Below are 17,465 nucleotides of genomic sequence, written 5' to 3' on the forward strand. Positions count from 1 at the left end.
CGGCAGAAAGGGAAATACGATGTCCAACCTTCTCAACCGACTGAACTTCCTGTCGCCCAAGAACACAGGGACATTCTCCGGCGGCCACGGTGTCACCACCAATGAGAGCCGCGACTGGGAGGACGCCTACCGCAAACGCTGGCAGCACGACAAGATCGTGCGCTCCACCCACGGCGCCAACTGTACCGGCTCGTGTTCGTGGAAAATTTACGTCAAGGGCGGGATCGTCACCTGGGAAACCCAGCAGACCGATTATCCCCGCACCCGGCCCGACCTGCCGAACCACGAACCGCGCGGCTGTTCACGCGGCGCAAGCTACTCCTGGTACATGTATTCGGCCAACCGGGTGAAATACCCGCTGGTGCGTTCACGCCTGCTCAAACTGTGGCGCAAGGAAAGAACGGTCAAAACGCCTGTGGGCGCTTGGGCTGCCATTCAGGAAGATCCGAAAAAACGCGGGGACTATCTCAAAGTGCGCGGCCTGGGCGGCTTCGTTCGGGCAAAGTGGGACGAGGTCAACGAGATCATCGCTGCTGCCAACGCCTATACCGCCAGGAAATACGGTCCCGACCGGGTGATCGGATTTTCGCCGATCCCGGCCATGTCCATGGTCTCCTATGCTGCGGGCTCACGCTACCTGTCGCTGATGGGCGGCACCTGCATGTCCTTCTACGACTGGTATTGCGACCTGCCGCCCGCGTCCCCGATGACCTGGGGTGAGCAGACCGACGTGCCGGAATCGGCCGACTGGTACAATTCGGGCTTCCTCATCCTGTGGGGTTCCAACGTACCGCAGACCCGCACGCCTGACGCCCATTTCTATACCGAAGTGCGCTACAAGGGCGCCAAATCCGTCGTCGTCTCGCCAGACTATTCGGAAGCGGCGAAATTCTCCGACATCTGGCTGCATCCCAAGCAGGGAACCGACGCCGCACTTGCCATGGCCATGGGTCATGTCATTCTGCGCGAGTTCCACCTCGACCGGCAGGCCGAGTATTTCGAGGACTATTGCCGCCGCTACACCGACATGCCGATGCTGGTCAAACTGGTCAGGAAGGACGGCCACTACGTGCCGGACCGGCTGGTGCGCGCTTCCGACTTCAAGGGCGGGCTCGGTGAAAAGAACAACGAAGAATGGAAGACCGTTGCGCTGGACGCCAAGAGCGGCAAACCGGTGGTGCCCAACGGCTCGATCGGCCATCGCTGGGGCGAACAGGGCAAGTGGAACCTTGAACAGAAGGATGGCAAGGGCAACGACATCGACCTGGCCATGAGCCTTATCCTTGAAGAGGAACACGACCAGATCGCCCCGGTTGCCTTCCCTTATTTCGGCAATCGTGAACACGACCATTTCGAGGGCACCGACCACGACAGCGTCCTGCTGCGCAACATTCCCGCCAGGAAGCTGAAGCTCGGCGGCAGGGACACGCTGGTTGCCACTGTCTTCGACCTGTTCGTCGCCAATTATGGTCTCGATCGCGGCCTGAAAGACGGCACCACCGCCAAGTCCTATGACGACAACACGCCATACACCCCGGCATGGGCGGAGAAAATCACCGGCGTGCCGCGCGAGCAGATCATCACGGTCGCCCGCGAATTCGCACTCAATGCCGAAAAGACCAATGGCCGCTCCATGGTCATTCTCGGTGCAGGGCTGAACCACTGGTACCACATGGACATGAACTACCGGGGGATCATCAATCTTCTGGTCATGTGCGGTTGTATCGGCCAGTCCGGCGGCGGGTGGAGCCATTATGTGGGACAGGAAAAGCTGCGCCCGCAGACCGGCTGGCTGCCGCTTGCCTTCGGCCTCGATTGGGGCCGCCCGCCGCGTCAGATGAATTCGACTTCCTTCTTCTACGCTCACACCGACCAGTGGCGCTACGAAACCCTGGAAGTCGGCGAAATCCTCTCGCCGACGGCGCCGGAAGGGCCATGGGACGGCACGCTGATCGACTACAACATCCGCGCCGAGCGGATGGGCTGGCTGCCATCGGCACCACAGCTCAAAACCAATCCGCTCGACATCGCCAAGGCGGCGGCCAGGGCCAAGAAGGAGCCGAAGGACTATGTCGCGGCCCAGTTGAAGGCCGGCAAGCTTGAAATGTCTTGTGACGACCCGGATGATCCGGCCAACTGGCCGCGAAACATGTTCGTTTGGCGTTCCAACCTGCTGGGCTCCTCCGGCAAGGGGCATGAATACTTCCTCAAGCACCTGCTGGGCACCTCCAACGGCGTCATGGGCAAGGATCTGGGCGAGGAAGGCCGCCAGCGCGCCAAGGAAGCCGTTTGGCATGATGTGGCGCCCGAGGGAAAACTCGACCTTCTGGTGACGATCGACTTCCGCATGTCGACGACCTGTGTCTATTCCGACATCGTGCTTCCCACCGCCACCTGGTATGAGAAAAACGATCTCAATACCTCCGACATGCATCCCTTCATCCATCCGCTTACCAGCGCGGCCGATCCGGCATGGGAGGCAAAAAGCGATTGGGAAATCTTCAAGGGGATCGCGAAGAGCTTCTCCGAAGTTGCGCCCGAAGTGCTCGGCGTCGAGAAGGATGTCGTCCTCGTGCCCATCCTGCACGACACGCCCGGCGAACTGGCGCAGCCGCTTGATGTGAAGGACTGGAAGAAGGGCGAAGCCGATCCGCTCCCCGGTAAAACCATGCCGGCGGTTGCCGTGGTCGAGCGCGACTATCCCAACCTCTACAAGCGCTTTACCGCCCTCGGCCCGTTGATGAACAAGCTCGGCAATGGCGGCAAGGGTATCAGCTGGAACACCGAGCACGAGGTGGACAATCTGGCCAGCCTCAACGGCGTTGTCACCGAGGATGGCCCCACCAAGGGAATGCCGAAGATCGAGAGCGACGTTGACGCAACGGAAGTCATTTTGATGCTGGCGCCGGAGACCAATGGCGAGGTCGCGGTCAAGGCATGGGAAGCCCTGTCGAAGAATACAGGACGCGACCACACCCATCTGGCACTTCCCAAGGAAGACGAGAAGATCCGCTTTCGCGATGTGGTGGCACAGCCGCGCAAGATCATCTCCTCACCGACCTGGTCGGGCCTTGAGTCGGAGACGGTCTGCTACAACGCCGGCTATACCAACGTCCATGAACTGATCCCCTGGCGCACGCTCTCCGGCCGCCAGCAGCTTTATCAGGATCATCTGTGGATGCGCGCCTTTGGCGAAGCGTTCTGCCTGTACCGGCCACCCATCGACACCAAATCGATCAATCCGGTGATCGAGGCGAAGTCCAACGGCAAGCCGCAGGTCGTTCTCAACTTCATCACGCCACACCAGAAATGGGGCATTCACTCGACCTATTCCGACAACCTGATGATGCTGACGCTCAACCGCGGCGGCCCGGTGGTCTGGATATCGGAGGTTGATGCGAGGAAGGCGGATCTGACCGACAATGACTGGGTCGAGGTCTTCAACTCGAACGGCGCGATCGTCGCCCGGGTGGTGGTTTCCCAGCGCATGAAGGAAGGCACGATCTACATGTATCATGCCCAGGAGAAGATCGTGAACACGCCGGGATCGGAACTGACCGGCCAGCGCGGCGGTATTCACAACTCCGTAACCCGCGCAATCACCAAGCCGACCCACATGATCGGCGGCTACGCCCAGCAGTCCTACGGCTTCAACTACTACGGAACCGTCGGATCGAACCGCGACGAGTTCGTCGTGGTCCACAAGCTGGAAAAGGTCGACTGGATGGAAGGTCCCTATCGCGACAAGGTCGCTAGCAAGGAGGCGGCAGAATGAAAATACGTGCACAAATCGGCATGGTGCTGAACCTCGACAAATGCATCGGCTGCCACACCTGCTCGGTCACCTGCAAGAATGTATGGACCAACCGCGAGGGGGTGGAATACGCCTGGTTCAACAATGTGGAGACCAAGCCCGGCATCGGCTATCCCAAGGACTGGGAAAACCAGAAGCGCTGGAATGGCGGCTGGGAACGCAAGGCCAACGGCAAGATACAGCCGAAGATGGGTTCCAAATGGCGCATCCTGGCAAAGATCTTCGCCAATCCTGATCTGCCCGAGATCGACGACTACTACGAGCCGTTCGATTTCGACTACGGCCATCTGCAGACAGCACGGGAGTCTCAGGCCTCGCCAACCGCCAGGCCGCGTTCGCAGATTACCGGCGAGCGCATGGAGAAGATCGAATGGGGCCCCAACTGGGAGGAAATCCTGGGCGGTGAGTTCTCCAAGCGGTCTGCCGACTACAATTTCGAAGGCGTCCAGAAGGAAATCTACGGCGAATTCGAAAACACCTTCATGATGTATCTGCCGCGCCTGTGCGAGCATTGTCTTAACCCGGCCTGTGTCGCGGCCTGTCCTTCGGGCGCGATCTACAAGCGCGAGGATGACGGAATTGTCCTGATCGATCAGGAAAAATGCCGCGGCTGGCGCATGTGTGTCTCCGGCTGCCCCTACAAGAAGATCTATTACAACTGGTCTTCAGGCAAATCGGAAAAATGCGTGTTCTGCTATCCGCGCATCGAGGCCGGTCAGCCCACCGTCTGTTCGGAAACCTGTGTCGGGCGTATCCGCTATCTGGGGGTCGTGCTCTATGATGCGGACCGGATATCGGAAGCTGCCGGCACAGCCAATGAACAGGATCTTTATGAAGAACAGCTCAAGGTATTCCTCGATCCCAACGATCCGGAAGTAATCGCCCAGGCGAAGAAGGATGGCATTCCCGATGCCTGGCTGGAAGCAGCACGCCATTCCCCGGTCTGGAAGATGGCCATGGAATGGAAGGTGGCCTTTCCGCTGCATCCTGAATACCGCACGCTTCCCATGGTCTGGTATATTCCGCCGCTTTCTCCAGTCCAAGCCGCGGCGGAAGCCGGAAAGATCGGTACAGACGGCAACATGCCCGACGTCCGGTCTCTCCGGATCCCCGTCCGCTATCTGGCCAATCTGCTGACCGGCGGCAAGGAAGCACCGGTTGTCTCCGCGCTGGAGCGCATGATGGCCATGCGGGCCTATATGCGCGCCAAGACGATCGATGGCGTCATCGACGAAAAGATCGCCAAAAAGGTCGGCATGACCGGACTTATGATCGAGGAGATGTACCAGATAATGGCGATCGCCAATTATGAAGACCGCTTCGTCATTCCCACCACCCATCGCGAGGTCAGCGAAGACGCCTATGACGTGCGCGGGTCCTGCGGCTTTACCTTCGGCAATGGCTGCACCGGCGCGGAAGGCGGCGCTGACCTGTTCGGCGGCAAACGAACCCGGACGGTACAGACGCCCATTGAAAAACTCAGGGAGGATGTGTGATGCAACAGGTCTTGAAAGTTATATCACTGCTGCTGACCTATCCAGATCAGGAGTTGCATGGTGCCATCGGGGAATTGCGGACCGCAATCGGCAAGGCTCCCGGCATTAGCGATACCCATCGAAAACTGCTCGACAAGCTGGCAGAAAACATCGGCGCGCTCGATCTCTACGATGCGCAGGAGCGCTACGTGCTGCTGTTCGACCGTACGCGCTCGCTGTCGCTTCACCTGTTCGAGCACGTGCATGGGGAAAGCCGCGACCGGGGTCAGGCCATGGTCGATCTGATGGCGATGTACGAAGCCGATGGCCTTGAGGTCGGGGCGAAGGAACTGCCGGATTATCTGCCGCTGTTTCTTGAATTCCTGTCGACGAAGGATGGCCCTGAAGCGGCCGATTTGCTGGGACAGATATCCCATATCGTGGTGGCCATGCGCGGCCGCCTGAAAAAGCGCAAATCCGTTTACGCCAACGCATTTGCCGTGCTTGAGGGGCTGGCATCGGGAAAGCCCGACGCGGCACTGGTCCGCGAGCTTCTGGAGATGCCGGAGGATGATCCTTCCGATCTCGATGCGCTGGACAGCATTTGGGAAGAGGAAGCCGTCACCTTTGGCGGAAACGCCGGAGAGGCCGAATGCGGGCCGGACCGCCTGCAGCGCCAGATGCGCGCCCACCAGCGCAAGCCCGAAGACGGCGCAATGGTACAGAACGGTTGAACGGAGGACATCATGTCAGACTATCTCAACACTCTTCTTTTCACCGTCTATCCCTATGTCGCGCTGGCCATCATGATCATCGGATCGATCCTGCGCTACGACCGCGAGCCCTATACCTGGCGTTCGGGCTCGTCCCAGCTGTTGCGCCGCAAGCAGTTGATGTGGGGATCGGTGCTGTTTCATATCGGCATTTTGTTCCTGTTTCTGGGGCATTCCGTCGGCCTGCTCACGCCGCATTCGGTTTACGAGCATTTCATCACAGCCGAGGCAAAACAATTGCTGGCCATTGTTGCAGGCTCGATTGCCGGGGTCCTGTGCTTCATTGGTTTGACCATGCTGATTCACCGCCGGTTTTTCGATCCGCGTATCCGGGTTACGTCAACCTTCGCCGACAATGCCATTCTGGTCATTTTATGGGTGCAGCTGGCGCTCGGCCTGATCACCGTGCCCTATTCGCTGCAGCATGAGGATGCCAATGTCATGCTGGCGCTGTCTGAATGGGCCCAGCGTATTCTGACCCTGCGGATTGAGGGCACTGCCGAACTGGTTGCAGCGCAGGCATGGCCCTATCAGGCACATATCCTGCTTGGCTTGACGATATTCCTGATCTTCCCGTTCTCGCGGCTGGTGCACATGTTCTCTGCGCCAATACGCTATGTCTGGCGTCCCGGCTATCAGGTCGTGCGCGAGCGCAACCGCCGGGCACAGCAGACCCGGCTGCCGGCTGGGGAGTAAACGGACATGGTCACGGTTTATCGCAACGATGCAAACAGTCCCCAGCCGGTAGGTCCGGCCGCCGACGGTACGGGCTATACAAGCTACAAGGAGCCGGACACCCGGGTCCCGCCGAAGCCTCTGCCGGTCATGGATGCCATTTCCGTGGACGGCACCGCCATTGCGGAATCGGAAATATTGCAGGAAGCACAGCATCATCCTGCAGAAAATCCGGGGGAAGCGCTGCGGGCAGCCGCCCAGGCGCTGGTCGTGCGCCAGTTGCTGATCAACGAGGCAGCACGTCTTGGTTACAGCGATGATGCGCCGGCCACCGAAGACGGGCGGCAGGAGGCGCCGGAAGAGGCCGCCATCCAGACCCTGCTGGACGGCGAGCTCAACGTTCCTGCGGCAACCGAGGACGAATGCCGGCGGTATTACGAAAACAATCCGTCGCGCTTCATCTCTCCTGCACTCCATGAGGCGCGCCACATTCTGATCGCAGCATCCGAGGACGATCCGCAAAAGCGGGAAAAGGCCCACGCCTTGGCGCAGAACATTTGCGATCTCCTGCAGGCCGATCCCGGCCGTTTTACGGAACTGGCCAAAACGCATTCGGCATGCCCATCGGCAAAAAACGGCGGCAATCTCGGTCAGCTTGCTCCTGGCGGTACCGTTGCAGAATTCGAAAGCGCCTTGAACGAAATGGTGCCGGGAACGATCAGCCGTGCCCCGGTCGCAAGCCGCTACGGCTACCACATCATTGCCCTGGAGCGTTCCATCGAACCGAAAAAACTTCCTTTCGAAGCCGTTCAGGACAGGATTTCGGTCTGGCTGGAAGCCCAGGCATGGAGCCGCGCTTCCGCGCAATATGTCTCGATCCTGGCGGGAAGGGCGAAGATCACCGGCATCGACTTCGAAGGCAGCGAGAACCCGCTGGTGCAATAGGCAGCGTATGGACAAGCAGTCTGAAAAACGGCAACTGGCAATATCCGCTCTCAGCAAGCGGCCGCCCGATGCGCTGCTTGCCGAACCCCTCGAATACATTTTTGCCGATCACTTCCGCCAGCGCGTTCTCTGCGGAGCGCTGGACGAGATGGCCGAACAGAAACGGTTTGACCGCGAAATTGCCGGCCACGTGCTGGCCTTCATGAAAAAGGACTTCGGCATTCACGTGCTGGATGAGGAGGAGGACCTTTTTCCGTTGCTGAGGCAGCGTGCGGAGGCTGATGACGAGATCGGCGAGGTACTGACCCAACTGACGGCAGAACATGAAGCCGACAGGCAGGATTGTGAAGCGATATGCAAACTGGTGTCGCAAGCCGAATGCGCCGGCGGTAAGGGTGGTGAATTGATGCGGCGGTTTGCGGCCAATGAACGCCATCATCTCATTGTCGAAAACGCCATCGTCCTGCCCTTTGCAAAGGCGCGCCTGACAAATGCCGATCTTGAAAGCCTGGGGCGCCAGATGGCATTGCGCCGCGGTACAGCTTATCCGGAGGCCGGGTGATGGTTTTAAAGATGCTTGAAAGCGGTGAAAGCCATCCGGCAGGGTGCGCTTGCGACGAAGTGGCCGGTGGCAGCATGCTTGCCGTTGATGAAGCGATCCAACGCGCCTGGAACCTGGCTGAGCCTGTAAAGGAAACCGAACTGGTTGGTTTGCAGCATGTGCACGGACGCGTGCTGGCCAGAACCGTTCATGCATCGGCGGCAATGCCGTTCTTCGACAATTCGGCAATGGACGGTTTTGCCGTGCGGCTGGCCGATTTTTCCGCTGATGGCAGCACGGTTTTGCCAATTGACGGCGAAACAGCTGCCGGCGGCAGCGGCGCAGCAGACCTTGAGCCGGGCACCTGCCGGCGGATTTTTACCGGCGCTGCGGTCCCGGGCGGAACCGATGCCGTGGTGCCGCTGGAACAGGTGCGCGCGCATTCAGGATCGGTTGAGTTCCACAGCATTCCCGCAAAGGGTTCAAACATCCGCCGGGCGGGAGGCGACATTCCCCGAAATGCGGTTCTGGTGTCTTCCGGCACAAGATTGAATGTTCGACATGCCGGACTGCTGGCAGCCAATGGATATTCTGCGGTCAACGTCGTGCGCAGACCCCGTGTCGGCGTCTTTTCCACCGGTGATGAATTGCTGGAGCCCGGCAGTCTGCGGCAGCCCGGTAAACTGTTCGATTGCAACCGCCCCATGCTGCTGATGGCGCTTGAAGCGGCCGGATGCGAGACGGTCGATCTCGGCAGCATTGAAGACAGTGCGGACGCCACGCGCAGGTTCCTGATTGAACAGTCAGACAGGTTCGACCTGCTTGTCTCCTCAGGGTCGGTGTCGGTGGGCGCCCGTGATTTTCTGAAATCAGCGTTTCTTTCCGCTGGTGGAACGATTGACAACTGGCGCGTTGCCGTAAAGCCGGGAAAACCGGTGATGACAGGCCGGATCGGGCGTACGGTGTTTCTTGGCCTTCCGGGAAATCCCTATGCTGCCTGGATCGGTATGCACCTCGTCGGCCGGCCGATTACCGGGCGGTTGTCCGGCGGAAAATGCCCGCAAAGAACCACGCTGAAAGCCGTTGCCGGAAACCTTATCGCTCACAAGAGGGGGCGCGAGGAATATGTCCCGGTTCGCGCCGAATTCTCCGGTTCGCAGATAGTGCTGCACCGCATCGGTAATGGCGGTTCGGCTTCGCTCTATGCGGCATGCCAGGGCGATGGCATTGCGATAATTGCAGCAGATGGCGGTGATGTGGATGCAGGAGCGGCAATCGACTTCCTGCCGTTTGAGGAAGGAGCATTTCAATGACGGCCACGATCCATCCGATTGCAGCAATCCGTTTTGGCGATGAAGACGCCATCGACGATATCCTGGAGGACGTGGCGCGGCGAATGCAGGACCGTGGCAGCAGGGTAGACGGATTTCTTCAGCGCGAGACCGCCGGGGAAGGGGGGTGCTGCGCCACCATGCATCTTGAGTCGATGGATGGGCAAACCATCGGAACCATCTCGCAAAACCTCGGCAGGCATTCCAGGGGATGCCGTCTCGATCCGGCGGCACTGGCCGCCCTGTGCGGGCCGCTGATCACCCGCCTGGATGTCGGGTGCGATTTGCTGATCATCAACCGCTTCGGAAAAGGCGAATCCCTTGGTGCCGGTTTCAGGTCCGCCATTGAGCACGCCTTCCTGCGGGGCATTCCCGTTCTGACCGCCGTTCGAAAAACCTATCTGGAGGCGTGGATGGCGTTCACCAATGGTGAGTATTGCCTGCTTCCGCCGCAAGCAGATGCGGTCGAGGCCTGGGCTTTGCAAACTGCTGCCGCAAACGGACCTCTGCTGCGCGCTTCCTAGAGCGTGTCAGGTTTTACCGGCATTACCGCAGTTAAGGCCGCCTCACAGCATTCCGCGTTCTTCCAATACCTTGCGCGCGGCACGAAAACACTCGAGCGACTGGGGAACCCCGCAGTAAATGGCGATGACGTGGATGATGGCACGGATTTCCTCTTTCGAAACGCCATTGTTGAGTGCGCCCCGGCAGTGCAGTTCCCACTCGTTCATCTTGCCCAGGGCGCCGATCATGGCAAGGTTCATCATGGACCGTGTCTTGGCGTCAATCGTCTCATCGCCCCAGCCGAAACCCCAGCACCAGGCGGTCATCGCCTCCTGAAAGGGCTGGGTGAATTCATCGGCTGCCGCAAGGTTGCGCTCCACATATTCAGCGCCCAGTGTTGCCTTGCGTTTTTCAAGGCCCTTTTCAAACAGGTTATCGTCCATCTGCATTTCTCCAGTCAGGTGTGCCGGCATTGTTGAACAGGGCGCGTTGTTTGCAAAACCGTTCTTAAAGGCATCGCGCCGCAAAATGTGAATCGATTGTTCTCCTGCTGCCGATTGGGTCATGCTTGCGGTATTCAGCCATCCACCGCCTCGCGCATCCATCTCTGCAGCGACAGGATGGAGTGCTCGGAGTTGACGCCGCATTTGGGATCGAGCACCAGCGGACCCGGCCTGTAGCCGCGACTCTTCAAGCCGCGATGGACGGATTCGACCAGATGAATGTCCTCCTCCACCGTTGTGCCGCGGTCCTGGATGGCAAGCCGCCGCACGATCTCTGAATCTGCGCCGCCCACCGTATACCAACCCCGCCAGACCACCACATTGTCCGCGTCCACCGCACGCCAGTGATAGGTGTTGAGAATGTTGCCGGGATAAACCTGGAAGGAAAACATCGGCCACAAGAACCATGAGGAATAGTCACCGGCATGCGCATTCGCCGAAAGGTCAATCGGGTAGCTCATGCGGTCGAGATTGGCACATTCGGTGGTGTGCCGCAGGCAATGGCCCTGGGGCTGGATATCGTAGGTCTCCGGCTTGATGACGCCGGTTGCGAACGTGGGATGATTGATCGGGCAGTGATAGCATTCGGAATAATTCTCGATGGAGACCTTCCAGTTGCACCGCTCCGGCACCTCGACCCATTCCAGCGGTTTGAGGGCATCGATCTGCGGCACGAAGTCGGCCAGTTCGGCGCGTGCGCCCGGAAACCATGTATCCATGGGCTCCGCATCGGGATCCAGATTGGCAAACAGAAAACCGTGGAAATTCTCGATGCGCACTGGCGTCAGGCAGATGGAGGAGCGGTCGAACCCCGGCACCGATGTGACATTCGGCCCCGAACGCAAGGCGCCGGTCAGCTCATAGCTCCAGGAATGATAGGGGCAGACCAGCAGCTTGGCGTTGCCTTCCCCCTGTACCAGCTGGTGTGCCCGGTGCTGGCACACATTGTAGAAGGCGCGGATTTCGCCGTCCTTGCCGTGAATGCAGAACAGGCTCTCACCGGCAATCTCGAAGGTGAAATAGTCGCCCGGCTTTTCAACCTGCGAAGCGTGACCGGCAAACTGCCAGGTGCGGGCTAGAAGCCCCTTGCGTTCGGCTTCGAAGATGGCCGGATCGGTATAGTAACGCGCATCAAGCGAACGGACCGGAGCCTGGGCGGCGGCGTGTTCGTTCATGGCAATTCTCCGCTGTTTGGTTGCTGCCCGTCAATCCGTCTTCCTTCATCCACTTTCCTTCATTCACGGGGCGGCCCGTGATAGATGCCCAGTTCGTGACGGCGGCGGTGAAACTTCTCGACCCGTTCAACGATTTCCGGTGTGGCCGAAGCGATGACGAATGACAGCAGGGTCTCAAGCAAGGCAATCGTCGAAACCGAAGACGGAAAAAACTGTGGTGTGTCGGCTGACAGAACAAAGCCGTGATCGGCGTTCAAAATCAGTGGTGAGGCAGGGCTGTCCGACAACGCCACAATCTGCACGCCCTGCTGCTTTGCGATTTCTGCGGTTTCCACCACCTCCGCCCGGTAGGGCTTGCAGGTGATTGCGATCAGCACGTCGCGCTCATCGGCCCAGGCAATGTCGTCGGAAGGCACGCTTCCGGGCCTTGGAATGGCAAGGAAATTCACCATTCCCGTGCCGGCCAGATAGGTGAAGTTGGCGGCGTTGGAATGGTTGACGCCGACCCCCAGCGTGTAGACGGTCCGCGAGGCCCAAATTGCCTCGGCCGCTGCTTTCAGCGCATCTGTAGTGATGGAAGCGAAGGTCTCCTCGATATTGGCAATCGCCGAATGCACCATGTCCGCATACAGCGAATCGAGCTTGCCGCCCTTCTTGAGCGATTGCAGCCAGCGGGCACGGTCGGGGAAACTTGCTCCGCCCTGCCGGATTTCCTGGCGGAACGGTTCGCGAAAATCCTCATAGCCATCGAACCCGGCGCTGCGGGCCATGCGCACGAAGGTGTTGGGCTTGACCTTCGCAGCCTCGGCAATCTCCCGGATCGAGGAAATGCCCACATCATTGGGGTTTTCAAGCACATAGGCAGCCGCCTTGCGCAGCTCCGGCGTCATTCCCGTCAGCTGCCCGGCAAGGTTCTCCAACACCGCCTGGGGCGGAAGGTCGGGCGCCGCATTGGCGATCAATGGTACAGACGTATCATTCATGATTGACTAACGTACATTTGTTTGATTTGCTTGTCCAACGAAAACGAAAACCGGAAGATGCAAATGTCCAGTGATTTTCCCTCCCATGCCAGGGTGGTCATCGTAGGAGGGGGAATCATGGGCTGCGGCCTTGCCTATCACCTCGCCCATGAAGGCTGGAGCGATATCGTGCTGCTGGAAAAGGCGGAACTGACATCCGGCTCGACCTGGCACGCGGCCGGCCAGATTACCCATTCAACATCGAGCTACGGCCTGGGCAAATGCGTCGATTACAACATCGGACTTTACTCAGGAAAGCTGGAAGCTGAAACCGGGCAGTCCTGCACCTGGCACGGCTGTGGATCGTTTCGCCTTGCCTATGGCGAAGACGAGATGGACTGGCTGCGCCAGACCTTGTCGGTTGGCCGTGCGCTCGGCTTCAACATCGAACTGGTCGGCCCGGACCGCATTGGCGAACTGCATCCCTTCTACAATCTCGATGGCGTGATCGGCGCCCTGCACACGCCCGATGACGGCCATGTGGACCCTTCCGGCCCGACCCAGGCAATGGCCATCGGGGCTCGTCAACTGGGCGCCAGGATCATCCGGCGCTGCCGGGCAACGAACATCGAGCAACTGCCAACGGGGGAGTGGAAGGTCACCACCGAAAAGGGCAGCATTGTTTGCGAGCATGTGGTCAATGCCGCCGGCACCTATGCCCGCCAGATCGGCGAGTGGTCCGGCGTTCTGGTGCCCTGCACCTCGATGACGCATCATTATCTGGTCACCGACACGGTTCCCGAGTTTGCGGAACTCGATCGTGAATTGCCGGTCATCCGCGACGACAAGAAAGTGTCCGGCTATATCCGCATGGAACAGAAATCGGGCCTGATCGGCATCTACGAAAAGGCCAATCCCAATGCGGTGTGGATCGACGAGTGCCCCTGGGAGGCCGAAAATGAATTGTTCGATGCCGATTATGACCGCATCCTTCCCTGGCTCGAAAACGCCATGGAGCGCATGCCGGTTTTTGCCGAACTCGGCATCAAGCGTGAGGTCCATGGCGCGATCTCGCACCCCCCGGACGGCAATCCGCTGATTGGCCCGGTGGCCGGTGCGAAAAACTACTGGTGCTGCTGCGGAACCCAGATCGGCATCGGCTGGGGACCGGGGCTGACGCGCGAACTGGCCCGCTGGATCGTCCATGGGTCGGCAGACATCAGCATGCGGGAGTTCGATCCCCGCCGTTTCGGGCCGTATGCCACCAGGGAATGGCAGGTGGTCAAGGCAAAGGAGGATTATTGCCTGCGCCATGAAATTCCCTTTCCTCATTTCAACCGCCTGGCCGGCCGGCCGGTCAAGCCGTCACCGCTATATGAGCGTCTGAAGGACAAGGGAGCCGTCTTCGAAGAGGTCTTCGGACATGAGCGCCCCCGCTGGTTTGCCCGCGGCGCGCTTGAGCAGCGCGATTACTATTCCTTCGCAAGGGCGCCATGGCAGGAGGCTGTGGCCTTCGAATGCGCCGCCGTACGCCAGCGTGCCGGCATCATGGACATTTCCGCCTTCACCAAGGTGGAGGTTTCAGGGCCGGGCGCTGAAGTGCTGCTGGACCGTCTGACCGCAAACCGGTTGCCGCCACGCGCCGGCGGCATTGCCCTTACCCACATGTTGAACCGCCGTGGTCGCATCGAACTGGAAACCACCGTCGTGCGCTTGGCCGAAGACCGGTTTTATCTCGTCTGTGCGGCATTCTTCGAGCAACGGCTGATCGATCATCTGACCTTCAACCGTGACAATGAAGACGCGCAGATCATCAACCGTTCCGGCCAATGGGCAGCCCTGAGCCTCAACGGTCCCCGGTCAAGGGACATTCTTGCTGCCTGCACCGATACCGATCTTTCCAATGCGGGGTTCCGCTGGATGAGCGCCCGGGAAATCGAGGTTGCCGGTGTCAGTCTCTGGGCCTTTCGCATGTCCTATGCCGGTGAACTTGGCTGGGAGCTGCATGTACCACGGGATGGTGCTCTGAATGTCTATGATGCCCTGTGGGCTGCCGGCAAAGCCCATAACATCGCCGATTACGGTTCGTTCGCCATGAACGCCCTGCGCATGGAAAAGGCATTTCCCGGTGCTGGCGAACTGACAAACGAAGTCACCCTGCCGGAAGCAAACGTCATGCGGTTCGTGAAAGCCGACAAGGGCGACTTTCTTGGCCGCAAGGCAACCCTTGAAAGCATGAACGCAGCGGAAAACGGAACAATGCCGTGGGTCTGCGCCTATCTGGAAATCGAGCCGGACGGGGAATGGGACGGCAATGGCGGCGAGGCGGTCCGCCTGGGCGGCGAGATCATCGGATCGACAGCGTCGGTTGCCTACAGCCACACAGCAGCAAAAATACTGGCATTTGCCTATATCAGGCCCCATGCTGCCCGTCCCGGCACGCAGATGGAGGTAAACATGAACGGGGCGTGGCGCACGGCACGCATCCTTGCCGAACCCGTTTATGATCCACAAAGCCTGCTGCCGCGAACCGATATCAAACAGGAGGCTGCCGAATGACCGCAATTCCCGAAACGATGCGGGCTTTTGTGCTGCACGGCCATGGCGGGTTTGAGCTGTTGCGGTTTCACCATGACTGGCCGGTACCAAGGCCAGGGCCGGGAGAGGCGCTTGTCCGCGTCAAGGCCTGCGGGTTGAACAATACCGACATCAATACCCGCACCGGCTGGTATTCCAAGGCGGTTACCAAGGGAACCACCGGCGGCACCTATGAAGGTGATCTTGAGGACGATGGCGGCTGGGATGGCGGCATTGAATTCCCCAGAATACAGGGCGGGGATGTGGCAGGTGTGGTCGCAGAAGTGGGCGAGGGGGCAGACCGCGAACTGATCGGCAAGCGCTGCATCGTCGACACGATCCTGCGCGACTGGGACGATCCGCAAAACCTGGAAAAGACAACCTATCTGGGCTCCGCCGTTGATGGCGGATATGCCGACTACATGGTTGTCGATCAGCGCAACATATGCCCCGTCGAGTGTAACTGGAGCGATGCGGAGCTGGCGACGGTGGCGATATCCTATTCGACCGCCGAAAACATGCTCAACCGCGCTTCGGTCGGGAAAGACGATGTGGTGCTTGTTCCCGGCGCTTCCGGCGGCGTGGGGTCTGCCCTGCTGCAACTGGCCGGCCGGCGGGGCGCCAGGACGGTTGCCCTTGCATCCCCCTCCAAACATGGGGAACTGTCAAAGCTTGATCCTGCAGCAATCCTTCCCCGTCAGCCCGAGGACCTGAAACAAGCGCTGCGGGACACCATCGGCAGGGACACCGTCAGCGTGGTGGCCGATGTGGTCGGCGGGCCGCAGTTTCCTGCCTTTATCGATGTTCTGGAGCGGGGCGGCCGGTATACCTGTTCAGGGGCGATCGCCGGCCCGATCGTCGAACTTGATCTGCGCACCTTCTACCTTCACGACCTGACCTTCTTCGGCAATACCATCTTCGAGCCCAAGGTGTTTCCTTCCCTTGTAAAGTACATCGAGGCCGGGGAAATCAGGCCCATGCTGGCGGCAAGCTACCGGCTGGAAAGCCTGCATGAGGCGCAGCAGGCCTTCATCGAGAAAAAGCACACGGGCAACATCGTCGTGACCATGGAATGATCCCGTGAAAATCACCCGCATCAGCGTCTACCATGCCGATCTTCCCCTGGAGCATCCCTACTGGCTTTCCGGCGGAAGGCTGAAATTCGAGGTGCTGGACGCAACCTTCATAAAACTGGAAACCGATGCCGGTATCCCCGGCTGGGGCGAAGGCACGCCCTGGGGGCATACCTATGTGCCCGCACACGGGCCGGGCATCCGTGCCGGCATTAAGACCATGGCGCCATTCATCCTTGGTCTCGATCCGCGCAATGTGCTTGATGTGGAGCGGGCAATGGATCATGCCCTTCCCGGCCATCTTTATGCCAAGGCGCCTGTCGACATGGCCTGCTGGGATATTGCCGGCAAGGCGGCGGACATGCCCATTGCCGATTTGATGGGCGGTGGCTCACGCACGCCCCGGCCGATTGCCTCTTCTGTGGGTGCCAAGACCGCCGGGGAAACCCGCAAGGTCATCGAGCGGTACCGCAAGCGCGGCTATGTGGCCCACTCGGTGAAAATCGGCGGCGATGTCGAACGCGACATTGCCCGCATCCGCGATGTGGAGGCAATCCGCAATCCCGGTGAGACCGTCTTGTACGACGTTAATCGCGGCTGGACCCGCCAGCAGGCCTTGCGCGTCATGAGCGCAACGGAGGACCTGAACGTGATGTTTGAACAGCCGGGCGAAACACTGGATGACATTGCGGCGATCCGCGCAAAGCACGCCGCGCCCGTTTCCGTCGACGAGTGCCTTGTTACCCTGCAGGATGCCGCACGGGTTGCCCGGGACGGCTTGGCCGAGATATTCGGCATCAAGCTGAACCGCGTCGGCGGTCTGACCAAGGCGGCCCGCATGCGCGACATCGCGCTTGCCCACGGTATCGACATGTTCGTCATGGCAACCGGCGGGTCGGTGCTCGCCGATGCCGAGGCCCTTCACCTGGCCGCAACCGTTCCCGATGCAAACTGCCTTGCGGTTTGGGCCTGCCAGGACATGCTGACGGTCGACATCGCCGCCGGTCGCGGGCCCCGGAACCAGAATGGGCATCTGCATCTTCCACAAAGCCCGGGCCTTGGTGTCGAACCGGATGAGGATGCCCTTGGGGTACCCGTGGCGGTGTATCAGGTGTGA

Annotated in this window: 14 protein-coding genes; 11 read left to right on the plus strand and 3 right to left on the minus strand. The window is 59.9% G+C overall.

The window, feature by feature from the left end:
• Positions 1-19: 19 nt before the first annotated feature.
• Genes BVL55_RS04475 through BVL55_RS04510 form a run of 8 tightly spaced genes read left to right on the plus strand, consistent with a single transcriptional unit; the run spans position 20 to position 10,078 of the window.
• Positions 20-3,775 carry a nitrate reductase subunit alpha gene (locus tag BVL55_RS04475; RefSeq protein WP_075995911.1) on the plus strand — a complete coding sequence of 1,252 codons (3,756 nt, stop codon included), beginning with the start codon at positions 20-22 and terminating at the stop codon, positions 3,773-3,775.
• On the plus strand, positions 3,772-5,310 hold the full coding sequence (gene narH, locus BVL55_RS04480) for a nitrate reductase subunit beta (protein WP_075995912.1): 1,539 nt from the start codon (positions 3,772-3,774) through the stop codon (positions 5,308-5,310). The genes BVL55_RS04475 and narH overlap by 4 nt, the downstream gene beginning before the upstream one ends.
• Positions 5,310-6,023 carry a nitrate reductase molybdenum cofactor assembly chaperone gene (gene narJ, locus BVL55_RS04485; protein WP_075995913.1) on the plus strand — a complete coding sequence of 238 codons (714 nt, stop codon included), beginning with the start codon at positions 5,310-5,312 and terminating at the stop codon, positions 6,021-6,023. The genes narH and narJ overlap by 1 nt, the downstream gene beginning before the upstream one ends.
• Positions 6,024-6,035: 12 nt before the next feature.
• On the plus strand, positions 6,036-6,758 hold the full coding sequence (narI, locus tag BVL55_RS04490) for a respiratory nitrate reductase subunit gamma (RefSeq protein ID WP_075995914.1): 723 nt from the start codon (positions 6,036-6,038) through the stop codon (positions 6,756-6,758).
• Positions 6,759-6,764: 6 nt separating this feature from the next.
• Entirely contained in the window at positions 6,765-7,682 is a 918-nt protein-coding gene (locus BVL55_RS04495) for a peptidylprolyl isomerase (RefSeq protein WP_075995915.1), read from the plus strand.
• Positions 7,683-7,689: 7 nt separating this feature from the next.
• The gene (locus BVL55_RS04500; RefSeq protein WP_162841449.1) at positions 7,690-8,244 is read left to right on the plus strand and encodes a hemerythrin domain-containing protein; all 555 of its coding nucleotides are present in this window, start codon (positions 7,690-7,692) and stop codon (positions 8,242-8,244) included.
• Positions 8,244-9,536, plus strand: coding sequence for a molybdopterin molybdotransferase MoeA (locus BVL55_RS04505; RefSeq protein WP_083649360.1), 1,293 nt, complete (start codon positions 8,244-8,246; stop codon positions 9,534-9,536). Before BVL55_RS04500 ends, BVL55_RS04505 begins: the two co-directional genes overlap by 1 nt.
• Positions 9,533-10,078 carry a DUF2478 domain-containing protein gene (locus tag BVL55_RS04510; RefSeq protein ID WP_075995916.1) on the plus strand — a complete coding sequence of 182 codons (546 nt, stop codon included), beginning with the start codon at positions 9,533-9,535 and terminating at the stop codon, positions 10,076-10,078. The genes BVL55_RS04505 and BVL55_RS04510 overlap by 4 nt, the downstream gene beginning before the upstream one ends.
• Positions 10,079-10,120: 42 nt before the next feature.
• Here the strand turns inward: BVL55_RS04510 and BVL55_RS04515 are convergent, their stop codons facing one another.
• The 3 genes from BVL55_RS04515 to BVL55_RS04525 all read right to left on the minus strand — a co-directional run bounded on the left by BVL55_RS04515 (position 10,121) and on the right by BVL55_RS04525 (position 12,719).
• On the minus strand, positions 10,121-10,501 hold the full coding sequence (locus tag BVL55_RS04515; RefSeq protein ID WP_075997891.1) for a carboxymuconolactone decarboxylase family protein: 381 nt from the start codon (positions 10,499-10,501) through the stop codon (positions 10,121-10,123).
• Positions 10,502-10,635: 134 nt separating this feature from the next.
• The gene (locus tag BVL55_RS04520) at positions 10,636-11,736 is read right to left on the minus strand and encodes an aromatic ring-hydroxylating oxygenase subunit alpha (protein ID WP_075995917.1); all 1,101 of its coding nucleotides are present in this window, start codon (positions 11,734-11,736) and stop codon (positions 10,636-10,638) included.
• 59 nt (positions 11,737-11,795) lie between these two features.
• Complete coding sequence (locus BVL55_RS04525) at positions 11,796-12,719, minus strand: MurR/RpiR family transcriptional regulator (RefSeq protein WP_075995918.1); 924 nt, start codon at positions 12,717-12,719, stop codon at positions 11,796-11,798.
• A 63-nt stretch (positions 12,720-12,782) separates the two neighbouring features.
• Between BVL55_RS04525 and BVL55_RS04530 the strand changes: the two genes are divergently transcribed.
• From BVL55_RS04530 to BVL55_RS04540, 3 genes are read left to right on the plus strand one after another with little or no spacing between them, the layout of a single operon-like run.
• Entirely contained in the window at positions 12,783-15,257 is a 2,475-nt protein-coding gene (locus BVL55_RS04530; protein WP_075995919.1) for an FAD-dependent oxidoreductase, read from the plus strand.
• Positions 15,254-16,351 (plus strand): alcohol dehydrogenase catalytic domain-containing protein, encoded by a 1,098-nt coding sequence (locus tag BVL55_RS04535; RefSeq protein WP_205410841.1) that lies wholly within the window; start codon positions 15,254-15,256, stop codon positions 16,349-16,351. Before BVL55_RS04530 ends, BVL55_RS04535 begins: the two co-directional genes overlap by 4 nt.
• A 4-nt stretch (positions 16,352-16,355) precedes the next feature.
• Positions 16,356-17,465 carry a mandelate racemase/muconate lactonizing enzyme family protein gene (locus BVL55_RS04540; protein ID WP_075995920.1) on the plus strand — a complete coding sequence of 370 codons (1,110 nt, stop codon included), beginning with the start codon at positions 16,356-16,358 and terminating at the stop codon, positions 17,463-17,465.

Origin of the sequence: Salaquimonas pukyongi, from assembly GCF_001953055.1 — a bacterium.
In the GTDB taxonomy this organism is placed as follows: Bacteria; Pseudomonadota; Alphaproteobacteria; order Rhizobiales; family Rhizobiaceae; genus Salaquimonas; species Salaquimonas pukyongi.